Here is a 14,012-nt window from a genome sequence, read left to right as displayed (position 1 = left end):
TTTATTCAACCATAACTATTTCATCCATTCTCATAGTATTATTAAGTCCTAAAATTCCAAAATGCTGATTCCAAAAGATTAGCGGCCTCATATCTATGGGTAAAAATGTGTCTAATATAACATCAATTTTATTTTGAAGTTTTTTGTTCCATACCTCATCTAAATAAATATACATATCTTTTGGCTTTTCTTTATTTGAATAAACTATGCTATTTTTAAATACTTTTCTTAAAATCTTATTAAATAACTGAAGGGATACTCCTGTATTATATAAAGTGATAAGCCCATTTAATAAAGTATCACACTCTTCTTTTTCAAAGTAATGTATCTTATTAGCTAATTCTTCTCCAAATACCTTATTCACTATATCCTTCATTAAAAACTTCTTATAAACTTCCGTTTTACACAATCCTCTTTTAAGATCTAATTCTCCTAAATAATGTAATAATATATCTAGAAGTACTTCTCTAAGTTCCTTACTTTCCTCAACATTAATATTAAATAAATCCTTAAAAATCTCATAAAATCTGTAACACTCATTTACTTCTACAATATTGTCTTCTGGCAATGATGCAGTATTAAGCTCATCAAAAGCAATTTCCATATAAGGACTGCATATTTTAGCTGGTACAAATTTTATTCCTTTTCTATTTATTTTTTGTTGATCCGCCTTTAATAATATATCCCAAATATATTTCATATCAATCTTCCTTCACATTTATATTCTGGATAAATTAATTGAACTTCTGATACTAAAAAGCTTAAAAGGTCTTTATTTAAATAATTGTCTTTATCTCTTGGCTCAAAATATAAAATAAGAACTCTTTTTACATTTTCATCTCTTATTTCATCAATTATAAAATCATTTACTTCATAGCTCTCTTTAACTTCTTCTTTGCAAATTTCCTCCAAGTTTACATTATTAAATTTTAAATATTCGGATGCTTTATAAGAGTTTATAACTCTTGCAAGTTCTGTTTTTGTCTTTATTGTGTATGGTTTTTCAAATGAGAGTTTATTAGAAAAATTCACATTAACTTCATTAGTCATAAGTTCATATTCATATTGATAAATTTTGCATTTATTGTAATTTATAATGCTCCATAATTTCCATGGCACTGCTTCATCTATTTTAGAGGATATTACTACTGATTCATTTGTTAACATAATATAGTTAATATCTACATTTTCAGAATCAACTAAGTATCCATTTTTTTCTCCTTCTTTTAAAATTGAAATGTTATGTTCATAATTAATTTTATCTATGCATGGTGCTGGAAAACCGCTGCATTTTAATTTCAATTCTTTTATATTCCAAAGAGGCACCATGTCATATTCTATGTATTTACTGTACTCTCCAAAATCCACTTCAATTTTAATTATATTTTCATCATTTCCGATTTTATCTTTACATCCTGCTAAAACTACATCTGCAATTTTATGAATATATGGATTATTAATAGTTGTCCATCTTATATTGCTATTTATAAAGCTTTTATATAATTTACTTACTTTGCCTGTATATTCTTTATTCTTAAATACTTTAAAATAAGCTTCATGAACTTTTTTATCCGTTTCTATAATTCCTTTTATCTTAAGATTGCTATTAATAAATTCCTTAAAAATCGAATAGTCGCATTTGAGAAAAATCTTGAACATATTTTTAGATTCTTTATTTTCAATCAATTCTATAATCTCTTTTGTATCATATACCTGTTCTTCAATATCCTCTGATAAGATTGGATATAAAAAATCGTCAGTTAAGTCTATCTTTTCTCTTTTTACTATTGTTGAATAAATATTGTATTTTGCTTTTGCATATTGAATCTCACTAAATACTCTTTGTTCTAAGTCATTAAATCTATCTTCAGTGTATTGCTCTAAAGAATTAAATACACTATTCATTATTTTTTTTAGTAATGCTCTATCTTCTAAATCTTTAATTTCATTTAACTTCTCATAAAGTTTACTATCCACCTTATCACCTTGCTTTACTCTCTTATTATATTTACTGTCCTTGTCCTATAGATTTTTCTACTATAGCTAATTTTTCATCTACCTTTGAGGCTTCATCTGTCATACCTAATTGGTTATATATATCCTTTGCTAAAAGATATAATACCTTAGCAGAATTAGCATCACCAGAAACATATCTTTTATTTGCCTCTTGTGAATATTGGTCTGCTTCCCTCTTCTTATCCGACACATCATTTATCTTTTTATCCATGAGTGTTATTTTTTCTTGTAATTCATTGGCCAAACTATGTGAATTTATGCTTTCAAAGGCCTCTTTAGCTAAGGCATAGTACATTTTTGCACTTACGTAGTCTCCTGCTACATACTTTAAATCTCCATTTTTTCTAAGATCTATGGCTTTATTTTGTAATTCTTCTGCTGCTTTTTTTTCTTCTTTAGCATTTTTGGCATTCTCTTCTTCTTGTTTTTTACCATCTTCCTTAGCCTTACTTGCAGCATCTTCAGCTTGCTTTTTATCTGCTGCTGCTTTATCCTTATCTGCTTTTTCTTTCTCTGCGTCTGCTGCTTTCTGGTCATATATTTTTTGTAATTTATCCATAGCTTCTTTTTTCTCATCTTTTAAATAATAATCTAAAGCTAATTTTTTAGCTTCCAGATAATTAGCTTCTGCTGCTGCTGAGTCCCCACCTTCTAGATGTTTATCACCTAAGGCTAAAAGATCTGCTACTGTAATACAATTTTTGACTATATTTATTTTTTTAAATATATATTCTCTACCTACACTGCCAGCGTCACCTGCTTTTTCTAAAGCAAGTATGTACTTATCTAAAGCATCTTCATATTTCTTTTTCTCTAAATTTTTATCAGCTTCCATGATTATTTCTGTATACTTATAGTCTTCATCTAAAGTCTTACTATCATTTTTAAGCTTATATTTTTTAGCTATATCTAAAGCTTTTTTATATTCTTCATTTGCTCTTTGAATATTTCCATCTTTCATATAATCTTGTGCATTCGTTTTACATTCACTCATAGTTGCAATATTATTAAGCTTTTGATGTCTCTTAACATTAAATGCTACAAGTCCTATAGTTATAATCAAAAGTATTGGTATAGAAGCTAATATAATCTTTTTTATTCTCTCTTTTTGTTTTGGATTTATATAGGCTTTTTCTACAAAGGTTAATGCCAAAGTATAGTTTTCCAATTTCTTCGGCTGCCTTGATAGGATCATATCTTCTATATTATCTGTTACATCTTTTGGATCCTTTGCTCCTTCTAAAGCGTCTTCCATTTCTTTATCATCACAATTTTCCCATATTCCTTTTGTAAGAAGTGCAAATACATCGCCATCTGAAAGTTTTATTTTTTTTGATACATATATATTACTTAAATCATTTTTACCTAAATAAGATGAAAGGTTATTTCTTTCAGCATGTTTTGACATTTTATCTAATGGAATAATTTCTTTATCTACTAGTTCTTGAGTTAAAGATTGATCTTTACTTTTTAATCTTAAATATCCATCTTTAAATAAATAAAATCTAGTATTACCAATAATAGAATAGATTAATTTACTATAGTTTGTTATAACTACTGTAATTGATGCCTTTAATCTTACATATTTGCTGCTTAATATTAATTCCTCATTTACACTTTTTAAATATTTTTTTATGATAAATTTGTTCATAGTTGGCTTTGCTGTAAAATTTCTTATAAAGGCTGTTACTGCTATTTTGGCACTTTCTAGTTCCTTATCATCATCTATTCCATCTGCAATTACATAACATGCATAATCATCTAATTCAATAAATGCAAAATAATCTTTATTTTGTAGAAAAGCTCCCTCTTCTGATATAAAATTTGTTTTAAATTTTGAATTTAGCTTTCTCATCTTCCTCATCCTAACTTAGTTTTAATTCGTTAAAATTCTTTCTTGCTTTTGTTATCAAAATATTTCATAAGTATTATGCTTCCATTACAATTATTGAACTTATTATTGTTTTTAATTTTTTCTATTATCTCTTCACATATATCATCTAAAGTTATGTTATTTTCTCCTAACGTATCTTCAATTTCTATCCACCTTAAGCTTTCATATATTCCTTTACTCATAAGTACAATTATGTCATTTTTATGTAGTTTAATTGGGTTATCACAAATCTCAATATCTCTAAAGGATTCTTGTCCAAGATAATATAAAAGCTTTTTTTCTTTTAGTGCATATACTGCTTCAGATTTTTGGAGGTTTCCCTTATAGTACTCTCTTTTAGCTACTTCATTAATAGCATGTCCTTCGCTTAATTTGACAAGTTCTTTATTTCTAAAAATAGCAAGCATACAATCTCCAACTAATGCGTAATATAATAAATCATCAATTACTACTGCACTTAATACACTAGCTCCACCTTTATCTTTTTCAACTCTCTTTATTATTTCATGATTAGCCTTGTTGAAAGCTTTTTTAAAGAAGTATACTATCTTTTCTTTGCTGCCTTCTTCTAAAAACATTTTAGTTATTGTTTTAGCTGATACAATACTTGAAATTCTTCCTGCTTCATTTTTCCCAAGACCATCAGCTAAAACTGCTAATGTTCCATAAGGCGCATATGTTACGTCTACATAGTCTTCTTGAATTTCCTCATACCCAATGCTTACTTTTTTCGCCACTTCTAAATTATTTTTATTTATTTTATTTAATAAAATTTTTCTTATGATTAATAAAATTATTAATAAAATTCCTAGTAAAAATATAAAATCTATTTTTGTGTATTTATCAATATTTAGCATATATCATACACCTACTCATTATCTTCCCATTCAAAATGTTCTCCACAAAAGGGTACAAATAAAAATTTACTTTTCCCAAGTTCAATTACATCATATGCGGAGAGTTCCGTTGGCATATATGCAGGCTCTCCATTTAAATAGGCTATACCTGAAGAATCTCCTGGTAATAAAACATTGTTCTTCTTTTTAGGATCATATACTACTATTGCATGATTTCTACTTGCAATGTGATTGTCACCTATTATTTGAATATCCATATCATCAGCTCTGCCTATAAAATTCTTGCCACTCTTTATTTTATAGTCTTTACCTACTCTCGTACCTTCAATGCATACAAGCCATCCACATACAGGCTCTACTTCTTGATATAAAAGATTTGTTTCTATATTCATATTTTCTTGAATAATTTCTTGTTTATTTTCTTTTTTTGCAGTATCTATGTTGCAATATGGGCATATATTACCATAACGTCTTTCACTAAACATATGACCATTTTGACATCTAATAAGCCCCATATATCTCACTCCGTTTCACTTAGTTTAAAGTTTAATTAATATTAGCTGCTGTTATATTATTTAAGTAAAAGTTTAACTTTAAAAATAAATAGAGTATCTCCTTTTTTTAATTCGCATGGAGTATCTTTTACAATTCTATATTTTTTCCCATCATCTATCTTTTGAATGCTGACTTCACTTGTAGTTGATAAATCTTCTATATACCATCTTCCAGCAGCATAGTTTAAAACAGCATGTTTATCTTCAATTAATGTTGAATATATAGATAAATTCAAGTCTATAAAAACATCATTATCTACTGTATTTTTCCCTATGAGAAATGAAACTCTTTCACCTATATCCCATTTTTTTACGATTTCATTTTCTTCATTAACTAATTGAATAGTGCTTATTTTATTTTCATCCTCTATAACTTCTGTTCTATGTAATCTATTGTATAAATTTACAAAACACAATACCCCCAAAGTTATAGCAATAACTATAATTATTCCTTTTAAATATATAGATTCTATAGTAATATAGCCAATTACACATATTAGTGCAGTTATGGCACCTATGAACATATTAATTAGCTGCACGGTTACTGTTAATTTGTTATTAAAATTTATATTGTTATTATTTCGATTCAAAGTAACTCACTCCATTACTTCTTTTTTATGCTAAAAAAACTATCAAACATATTGCTTGTATCTATTGGATTCTTTTTTTGATTTAGCTTATCTTTATCAATATCACTCGTATTTGCATCGAAGCCAAAAAAACTTTCAAAACATTTATTTAAATTCTCTATACTATCACTTTTGTCTCTATATGTTCTTTTATCATTTTTTGATTTATTATCATTATTGCTTGTTTTTTTATTGTTATTTTGATTAAAGCTAGATAACTTTTTGTCATATTCTTTCCTTGAATCTTCATCGCTTAAAACTTGATATGCTTCGTTTATATCTTGAAATTTTCTTAGAGTATCCTCATTATCTTTATTTTTATCTGGATGATACTTTTTAGCTAAAGTTCTAAAAGCATTTTTGATTTCATCTTTAGTTGCAGTTACTTGTATATCTAATATTTTGTAATAGTCTTTCATATTACACCTCAGTTTTTTATTTTTGATAGCAAAAGATTTTTCTCTTGAAAAGAAAATCCAATTTATTTTCAAGAGAAAAATCAATTATAGTCTTTTAATATTAAGCGCTATATCCACCTTCTATAGTCACTAAGCTTAACTTGTCCTTCTTTTGTCTTACTACAAGTTCAAATGTACCGATACCTTCAGTATCTCCAAAATGTTCTTTATAATCTACTACAAAAGCATTTGGATAAGTTATTTTTCTTATTACTTGGTCTGCAGAAATTACTTCTACAGTAAGCTTTCTGTAACAGTCTGCTTTTTCTGCTGGTACTAATGACCAAGTTCCCATTTTTCTTGTACTGTCAAATGGATCTCCATCTACAGCAGTTAATATTTTACCACTTATAATCATTGTGCTTCCTACATCTTTTGAACGAGCATTTGTATCTTCTGGAGTATCTGTTATAAGCTTTACATTTTGAACGCTTTCTATACTAAGATCAATTGTTTCTGCACCTTCAATTTTAACTTTAAATCCCATTTTCTCATGTCCTCCCTATCTTATTTTTTTATTCTCCGAATCCACCTTCAAATTTAACTTGAGCAGTCTTGTCTTTCTTTTGTTTAACATATAGTTTAAATGTACCTACACCTTCTCCATCACCATAATGTTCTTCGTAGTTAACTACAAAGGCATTAGGTAAAGTAAGTTGTCTTACTACTTGTGAAGCAGAAATAACATCTACTTGTACATTTCTATAACAATCTGCTTTTTCAGCAGGTACAAGTGACCATTGTGCTAATTTAATAGTACCATCTGCTGCCTCTCCGCCTACTGGTGTCAATATTTTACCAGTAATAACTAATGATGTTCCTAAATCTGTTGAACGTGCATTAGAATCATCTGGAGTATCTGTTTTAAATTCTACAGTTAGAACACTTTCAATATTTAAATTGATACTTTCTGCACCCTCAACTTTTACTCTAAAACCCATTTTTTTGTCCTCCCTTTAATTTTTATTTATAATTAAAATAGATATTATTGATATCTATTAAAATTAACTAGCATCGCTGCGTGTGATTTCCACTTCTAAGTTCTTAACATTACCATTAAATACAAGGTCAATATTACATGTTCCATTTTTATCGTTTATTATAAAGTTAATATCATCTCCATCTTGTATAATGGCATTTATATGCTCTTTATGTGCCATCCATTTGCTCTTGACACTATTGGGATTATTACTAAAGAATTTAACAATATTATCCTCTTTAAAATCATTAGTATAGAATCTTAGCATTCTTTCTATATAAGTTGTTACTAATGTTTTATAGATTGATTCAAAATCATTTTCTGTGGCTTGTAAGCTTCTCGCTTTATATACAGTTATTTGTTTTATTTCTTTTCCTTGTAATTGGGCATTTTCTGATGAAAAAACGAATCCAAAGTTTTTTCTATTTATTGAATTTTTGATTTCATTGGTGAATCCTGATATTTCTTTTGCTAGTGTTGTTGTAACTCTTAGTGCATTGTCAGAAGATTCTATATCAAATCTAACCCCTGGATATTCACCAAACACATCACCATAATATTCTTTTAAGTAATCTGGACATTGGTATGCAGCTGTAATTCCTGCTGCTATATATGAACTTCCAATATAAACTCCTTCTATCCAAAGTTTAAGAATATCTTCTTTTTCTTTAGATAATTCTGCAGAGCCATTTTCTGAAAAGATCATTCTCTTATCTAAAATTACTCCTGATTTTTCTTTTGGAATAACTGTAAAATTAGGTATACATGGAATTGCAAATTCACTATAAGTGTTACGTAATAAAGGCGCACATTTATCTATAAATTTATCAATTCCTGCTGTTGCCACATGATTAAATGTAGTATCTTCTCTTGGTTCAAAACTAAAAAAGATTTGTATACGATATTTTTGAACTACATCTAAAAGCATTGATAAATCTTCCATAGTATTGGAATCTGTCTTTTCAACTTTCTTATTTGATTTAAATCTTTCTCTTTTAACTTTATTTTTTGCTTGTGCTTCAAGTTCAATAGATGGCACAATACCAAACCAAATCGTATTGCTAAAATCGTTTTTATCATTTACTGAACTTAAATAAGTTTTTAATCTTGGTAAATTATTAGAGCTAACTAATCTATTAAGCTTTGTATTTGTAACTAATAAAGATGGTTTCATTCCTTTATTCTTTGTCTGATATTGATCAAAGAACATCTTTACTCCTAAAATCTTCTCAATTAAAGGTTTAACTGTTTTTATAAAATCATCTTTAGCGCTCTTATAAAATTCTAAATAAGTATTATAATTCTCTACTTCTACAGCTAAATCAATTGAGCTTTCCATAGTTGAAGCTAGAGGACAAAATGTTCTTACAACTAAACTCTTTACATAATCAGATTTAGTTTCATTAACATCATCATAATCATCTTCAAAAGCTTCTATTAATCCTAAATTTGCATTGTCATCTATCGCAACTAATGAAGTTTCTTCTGGTTTTGGAGCTTCTAAAACCTTTAGTTCTCCATTTTCTCCCATGCTTAGAACACCTATTTGCAATGGTACATCAGCATTTTTTTCACTATCTGCTCCAAGAAGAAGTCTTGTCTTTATATCTTCAATTGCTAATGGAAGCATTGCCATAATATTATTATAATTTCCACTAGCTTCTTCAAACATATCGTTAAGCTTGTCCCCTAAATCTAATTTAGATGGGTCTTCATCATCTAAAGCTTCATACTTACTGTATGTATATTGAATTTCTTTTCTAGATTGTTTTATATCGTCCATAACTTTCTTTGGTGATATCATATCTAATAAATTTTCAAATTTAAAATCTACATTTGCTATTCCCTGTGCTCTTTTTGTATCAATTAAAGTGAACAGCATCTTTAAAAAATCATTTGATTGATTAATTGGAATTTCTGTTATAAGTCCATCTGGAATATTTTCTGGTTTCTTTAATGTATACATAACCTTTTGGTTATTGGCATTATAAAAGGAATACACCACTGGAGCAAATTTCTCTAAAAATTCATCAAAGCTATTAACTAAAAGAAGTTCATTAATTTCCTTTATTTTGTCATCATTTAAACTGTTTAAGTCCTTTGTATCACCAACTACTGAAATTAAATCTAATCTCTCCGGATTTATTTCCTCAAATAATATTGTTCTATTGGTTTGTTGAATAACATCCACTTTTCTAACCCCTCCTAAAAATATTGCATTTAAAATTATATTTGTCTTATTTTTTATAAAATTATAATTTGTAACATTATATTTTTTACTGATTTTTCTTTAAAGCTTCAGGTACTTTGGGTTGATAGGAATAATAAAATGATGCATTAGAACTTGCTGATTTAGCAATCTTTCTTGTAGCATTAGCTATTGATCTTAAAATTTTTTCCTTAACCATAATTTTCTTTTCCTCCCTTTAATACTGGTATTATTGTAAGAATTGATATTGCTAGTATTGTTAAACTAACTATAAATGCTATATCTATTGAAATGTAATTAGTATAAAATCCTATACTTATAAGCGAAGCTATTACTAAAATTGTTATTCTGCTTATTTTTTTAAATTTTTTCTTTTCATCTAATGATAATGGATTATTTTCATGTTCTACTGGTGATAATTTATAGATAACTGCTGTTGAAACTATTACAAAAATCATCCCTAGAACTGTTTTATATTTATCAAGTAGTAAGTAATTTATTAAAAGTTCACTTAAATATATTAATGTGGTTATTACAAAACACCCACTAAACTTTTCAGCATGATATCCTCCTGTACATGATCTTAAAATTATAAAAGTTAAAATAAAAAATAAAGTTAAAACAACTTTGTCCAATATAATTCCTAAAATTAATAAGAACATTGTAATAGTTAATGTTGATATAATAATCTGAAACCCATATATATAAATATCTCTCTCATCTATATCTATTATTTTATTTTTTACTAAAATGAAAGTTATGTCTTCAGCAAACTGTTCTAACAAATTTTTCACCTCTTTTGGAGAAGATTATATCATGCTTTTTTGAATTTTATTCCTTTTCTTACTCAATAGCATAATTTTGCTACCGAATAGTAATTTTTGATATAAATTTACAAAAAATATAAAAGAAGATATTTTAAAAGGTATTTTACCTCATTTAAAATATCTTCTTTTATATGATTAAAATAAATTTAATACATTTTTATTATTTATCCGATGACTTACCCGCTCTAATACTCCTATCTTCTCAAAGTGGGAGTAAAGAGCGGCTATGTCCCTGGATAACGACTTCTAAGCTTCAGATGGAGTCAAGACTCTACCTGAAGCCAAGAATTCTGTTTATATCAATTTCATCAATATTTTTATTGTAAATATATTATCTTTATAAAAATATTCTACAATGCCATCATATCTTTCTACTATGTTATTTATTATCTTAAGCCCCAATCCATGGTTCTTTTTATCTTTTTTAGTACTTTGAAATTTTTTCATTGTACTTATAGGGTTTGTCTTAGCTACATTAGAAACTGAAATGAGCAAATAATCTTTATATGGATTTATTTTTACATCTATTCTTTTTTTATCTTCATTATTAATTTCTCTAGATGCTTCTATTGCATTGTCAATAACATTGCTTAATACAGATAATAAATCTATAGATTTTATTTTTATTTCTTTTGGTATATTGGCTTCTATATCTATATTAATATTAAATTCTTCTGCTAAAATACTTTTTTGATTTAATATAGCATCAACTATATCATTTCCACTTTTTATTAGAATAGAATTTAAAACTACAATATTATTTATACTTTCTATATATTCTATTCCTTCCTGTATTTTATTGTTTTTAATTAAAGATAAAATACAAATAATATGATTTTTAAAATCATGTCTAAGTTTACGAGTTTCATTATGTAATTCCTCTTTTTCCATATAATGTTTTTCCATTATTTCATTTTTTAATTCAATTATTTTATATTCTTGTTCTTTTTCATAATACTTACCTAATTTAAGAAATATATAATTAATAAAAATAGTTATAATTAAAATTCCAACAGAACATACTATAAAATATAAAGATTTATCAAAATAATATTGTGACATAGCTCCAATTTTACCTATTAATATCAATATAATGAACAGTATAGAAAATATACTTAAAATCATATACCAGTATTCTAATGGAATGTCTAAATTAGCTTTATCAACAAAGTAACAAATCATTTTTAATATAACCAACACTAACATTTTGCAAAGACATACTAAAAATACTCTAGCCCAATTTTGTTCAAGAAGCATTTTTTGCAAATCTATTTTCATAACTATCATTAATATATTGGCTACAACTATGTCACTTAAAATCATTACTATAACTGCAATTATTGTAAATATTATTTTATTTTTTAAAGTTCCTTCATATAAAATTATAACAAAGAGTATTAAAAAACTAACGGATAAAATTAGTTTACTATTAGAAAAGTATAACATATTGGTTGAGTAGTATATAATCAGAGCATATAAAATAATTATTCCTATATATATGTATTTATTATCTTTTTTCTTATTAAAGATATTAGAAAAGAAATTAAAAAATATAATACTTTCGCATAAACCAAATAAAAACTCCATTAATTTACTTCCTAAAATATCCATAATCTTTACTCTGCATATAATGTAAATGCTCTTTTTATATCATTTACTCTATATCTGCTTATTGGCAATTTTTCTTTATTATCTAAGATTATATCTAATTTGTTAATGCTAAATACATATTTAAGGTTAACCATACAAGTTCTATGTATCAAAATAAAATTTTTATCATCAAGTTCATTAATTAAATTATTAAATTGAGTATTTAATAATTTGTATTTTATATTAAAAGTTTTTAAGTATACTTTTCTATTTATGCACTCAATATATAAAATATCATTTAAATATAATTTAACTTTTCCAAAATCAATATTAAAGATATTCTGTTTTTCTTTAACTTTTTCAATAGAATTAATGGCAGAAGTAAGTACCTCAACTAGCTCTTCGTCCACCTTTTGCTTTCTTAAAAATCTAAATGGGTTATATTTAAAAGATTCATAAACCAATTCATCCATGGATGTTAAAAATATTATAATAATTTCTTTATTATATTTTCTTACTAAGTTGGCTATTTCAAATCCATTTATCTGTGGCATATCTATGTCTAAAAATAACATATCAAAATGTTCAGCATTTGTAATTTCTACTAACAATTCATTCCCATTAATAAATTTTTTTATTTCTATATCTTCATATAATTTATGAGTTACTTTTTTTATCTTGTTATACATACATTCTAGAATTATTTTTTCATCATCACAAATAGCTATTTTAATCATACATCCTCCGTATCCTCCTTATATTCCAATTAAATACAATAAACTCTTGCAGTTATTAATGTTTTATTTGCATAATAATAGAATAATTATCTTTATATGTATATTTTATATAAATTTTAATTTTATTTCTAGTTAAATTTAACTATTAATGCTTGGTTACATTCAACATAAATACCTTAATATCTATTTACTTCTTATTGAAATATCTCTATATTTCCTACATTTTATTGCATGAATTACACAATATACATAACATAAATGTCACCTATCCTTCACACAATATTTAACGAGGTGATTTATTTTGAAAAGAAAAACAATACTCGCAAGTTCATTTTTATGTTTAATGTTATTCGGCAGCAAAGTTCATGCTCAACCTATATCCTATACAGTAGTTCCTGGAGATTCAATGTGGAAAATTGCAGTAAAATATGAAATCGGAATAAGTGAAATTATATCTGCTAACCCTCAAATTAGCAATCCAGACTTAATCTATCCAGGACAAAAAATAACAGTTCCAAACATACAGGATGTTAAAACTGCTGAAAATAGAGTTATTACTTTAGTAAATGCTGAAAGAGCTAAAGCTGGACTTTCACCTTTAAAAGCAAATTGGCAGCTTTCTAGAGTTGCTAGATATAAATCACAGGATATGATAGATAAAGGATATTTTTCACATACATCCCCTACTTATGGTTCACCATTTACAATGATACAATCCTTTGGATTAAACTTCTCTGCTGCCGGTGAAAACATTGCAATGGGTCAGCAAACACCAGAACAGGTTATGGCAGCATGGATGAATTCACCAGGACACAGAAGCAATATACTAAGTCCTGCATATAGTGAAATAGGTGTAGGACTTGCAAAAAGCCCTAGTGGAGTCTGCTACTGGACCCAAATGTTTATAAAACCTTATTAGCTTAGAATTTGAAACTATTGAGGCATATAGGGTTATAAATCCGAAAGTTAACTTATACCCCGGGCTATGTTTCCAAGCTTCAGTCCGTTAAAAACTTTTAGTCAGTCTAAAGCTTGTGTTTTAGACGACCTAAGAACCTTCGAGAAACTCGCTATGCTCAGACAACTCGAAGATGCTAAGGTTGTCTTAAAACCCTTCACTAAGACTGACACAAAGTTTTTAAATCTACCTTCAGCTTTGGAAACATATCCCTTTGTATAAGTTAACTTTCTAGTTAGTTTCCCTATCGATGGTAATGTATGGAGAAGGTGAGGACACTGAGTAATGATGTGAAATGTGGGCT

At 26.9% G+C, this 14,012-nt stretch carries 15 protein-coding genes; 1 reads left to right on the top strand and 14 read right to left on the bottom strand.

Going from position 1 to position 14,012, the window contains the following annotated elements; genetic code table 11:
* Window position 1 precedes the first annotated feature (1 nt).
* From I6U51_RS01250 to I6U51_RS01185, 14 genes are all read right to left on the bottom strand, one after another.
* A complete protein-coding gene (locus tag I6U51_RS01250; RefSeq protein WP_211140797.1) occupies window positions 2–700 on the bottom strand; it encodes a hypothetical protein in 699 nt (232 codons plus the stop codon).
* The gene (locus I6U51_RS01245) at window positions 697–1,977 is read right to left on the bottom strand and encodes a normocyte-binding protein (RefSeq protein ID WP_211140796.1); all 1,281 of its coding nucleotides are present in this window, start codon (window positions 1,975–1,977) and stop codon (window positions 697–699) included. The genes I6U51_RS01250 and I6U51_RS01245 overlap by 4 nt, the downstream gene beginning before the upstream one ends.
* A gap of 31 nt (window positions 1,978–2,008) precedes the next feature.
* A complete protein-coding gene (locus tag I6U51_RS01240) occupies window positions 2,009–3,871 on the bottom strand; it encodes a PP2C family protein-serine/threonine phosphatase (RefSeq protein ID WP_211140795.1) in 1,863 nt (620 codons plus the stop codon).
* 29 nt (window positions 3,872–3,900) lie between these two features.
* On the bottom strand, window positions 3,901–4,767 hold the full coding sequence (locus I6U51_RS01235) for a PP2C family protein-serine/threonine phosphatase (RefSeq protein WP_211140794.1): 867 nt from the start codon (window positions 4,765–4,767) through the stop codon (window positions 3,901–3,903).
* Between the two features lie 11 nt (window positions 4,768–4,778).
* A complete protein-coding gene (locus I6U51_RS01230; protein WP_211140793.1) occupies window positions 4,779–5,282 on the bottom strand; it encodes an FHA domain-containing protein in 504 nt (167 codons plus the stop codon).
* Window positions 5,283–5,338: 56 nt separating this feature from the next.
* Complete coding sequence (locus tag I6U51_RS01225; protein WP_211141055.1) at window positions 5,339–5,845, bottom strand: FHA domain-containing protein; 507 nt, start codon at window positions 5,843–5,845, stop codon at window positions 5,339–5,341.
* A gap of 80 nt (window positions 5,846–5,925) precedes the next feature.
* A complete protein-coding gene (locus tag I6U51_RS01220) occupies window positions 5,926–6,369 on the bottom strand; it encodes a J domain-containing protein (protein ID WP_211140792.1) in 444 nt (147 codons plus the stop codon).
* Window positions 6,370–6,469: 100 nt separating this feature from the next.
* Complete coding sequence (locus tag I6U51_RS01215; RefSeq protein ID WP_211140791.1) at window positions 6,470–6,895, bottom strand: membrane-associated protease 1; 426 nt, start codon at window positions 6,893–6,895, stop codon at window positions 6,470–6,472.
* A gap of 28 nt (window positions 6,896–6,923) precedes the next feature.
* Window positions 6,924–7,349, bottom strand: coding sequence for a membrane-associated protease 1 (locus I6U51_RS01210; protein WP_211140790.1), 426 nt, complete (start codon window positions 7,347–7,349; stop codon window positions 6,924–6,926).
* A 63-nt stretch (window positions 7,350–7,412) separates the two neighbouring features.
* Entirely contained in the window at window positions 7,413–9,578 is a 2,166-nt protein-coding gene (locus I6U51_RS01205; protein ID WP_211140789.1) for a transcriptional regulator, read from the bottom strand.
* Window positions 9,579–9,663: 85 nt separating this feature from the next.
* Complete coding sequence (locus tag I6U51_RS01200; RefSeq protein ID WP_211140788.1) at window positions 9,664–9,795, bottom strand: cyclic lactone autoinducer peptide; 132 nt, start codon at window positions 9,793–9,795, stop codon at window positions 9,664–9,666.
* Window positions 9,788–10,381 carry an accessory gene regulator ArgB-like protein gene (locus I6U51_RS01195; protein WP_211140787.1) on the bottom strand — a complete coding sequence of 198 codons (594 nt, stop codon included), beginning with the start codon at window positions 10,379–10,381 and terminating at the stop codon, window positions 9,788–9,790. The genes I6U51_RS01200 and I6U51_RS01195 overlap by 8 nt, the downstream gene beginning before the upstream one ends.
* A gap of 336 nt (window positions 10,382–10,717) precedes the next feature.
* Window positions 10,718–12,034, bottom strand: coding sequence for a sensor histidine kinase (locus I6U51_RS01190; RefSeq protein WP_211140786.1), 1,317 nt, complete (start codon window positions 12,032–12,034; stop codon window positions 10,718–10,720).
* Between the two features lie 5 nt (window positions 12,035–12,039).
* Window positions 12,040–12,750 (bottom strand): LytR/AlgR family response regulator transcription factor, encoded by a 711-nt coding sequence (locus I6U51_RS01185; protein ID WP_211140785.1) that lies wholly within the window; start codon window positions 12,748–12,750, stop codon window positions 12,040–12,042.
* A gap of 343 nt (window positions 12,751–13,093) precedes the next feature.
* Between I6U51_RS01185 and safA the strand changes: the two genes are divergently transcribed.
* A complete protein-coding gene (gene safA / locus I6U51_RS01180; RefSeq protein ID WP_474234134.1) occupies window positions 13,094–13,669 on the top strand; it encodes a SafA/ExsA family spore coat assembly protein in 576 nt (191 codons plus the stop codon).
* Window positions 13,670–14,012 lie beyond the last annotated feature (343 nt).

Source organism: Clostridium aciditolerans, from assembly GCF_016316925.1.
Lineage (GTDB): Bacteria > Bacillota > Clostridia > Clostridiales > Clostridiaceae > Clostridium_AM > Clostridium_AM aciditolerans.
Note: the sequence above shows the minus strand (reverse complement) of the source record. Positions and strands in the feature narration are given on the sequence as shown.

What these genes read in the sequence shown, in the direction of transcription:
- I6U51_RS01250 (WP_211140797.1), bottom strand. Translation starts at nt 700, where the DNA reads ATGAAATATATTTGGGATATATTATTAAAGGCGGATCAACAAAAAATA.
- I6U51_RS01240 (WP_211140795.1), bottom strand. Translation starts at nt 3,871, where the DNA reads ATGAGAAAGCTAAATTCAAAATTTAAAACAAATTTTATATCAGAAGAG.
- I6U51_RS01235 (WP_211140794.1), bottom strand. Translation starts at nt 4,767, where the DNA reads ATGCTAAATATTGATAAATACACAAAAATAGATTTTATATTTTTACTA.
- I6U51_RS01230 (WP_211140793.1), bottom strand. Translation starts at nt 5,282, where the DNA reads ATGGGGCTTATTAGATGTCAAAATGGTCATATGTTTAGTGAAAGACGT.
- I6U51_RS01225 (WP_211141055.1), bottom strand. Translation starts at nt 5,845, where the DNA reads ATGTTCATAGGTGCCATAACTGCACTAATATGTGTAATTGGCTATATT.
- I6U51_RS01220 (WP_211140792.1), bottom strand. Translation starts at nt 6,369, where the DNA reads ATGAAAGACTATTACAAAATATTAGATATACAAGTAACTGCAACTAAA.
- I6U51_RS01215 (WP_211140791.1), bottom strand. Translation starts at nt 6,895, where the DNA reads ATGGGATTTAAAGTTAAAATTGAAGGTGCAGAAACAATTGATCTTAGT.
- I6U51_RS01210 (WP_211140790.1), bottom strand. Translation starts at nt 7,349, where the DNA reads ATGGGTTTTAGAGTAAAAGTTGAGGGTGCAGAAAGTATCAATTTAAAT.
- I6U51_RS01200 (WP_211140788.1), bottom strand. Translation starts at nt 9,795, where the DNA reads ATGGTTAAGGAAAAAATTTTAAGATCAATAGCTAATGCTACAAGAAAG.
- I6U51_RS01190 (WP_211140786.1), bottom strand. Translation starts at nt 12,034, where the DNA reads ATGGATATTTTAGGAAGTAAATTAATGGAGTTTTTATTTGGTTTATGC.
- I6U51_RS01185 (WP_211140785.1), bottom strand. Translation starts at nt 12,750, where the DNA reads ATGATTAAAATAGCTATTTGTGATGATGAAAAAATAATTCTAGAATGT.
- safA (WP_474234134.1), top strand. Translation starts at nt 13,094, where the DNA reads ATGTTATTCGGCAGCAAAGTTCATGCTCAACCTATATCCTATACAGTA.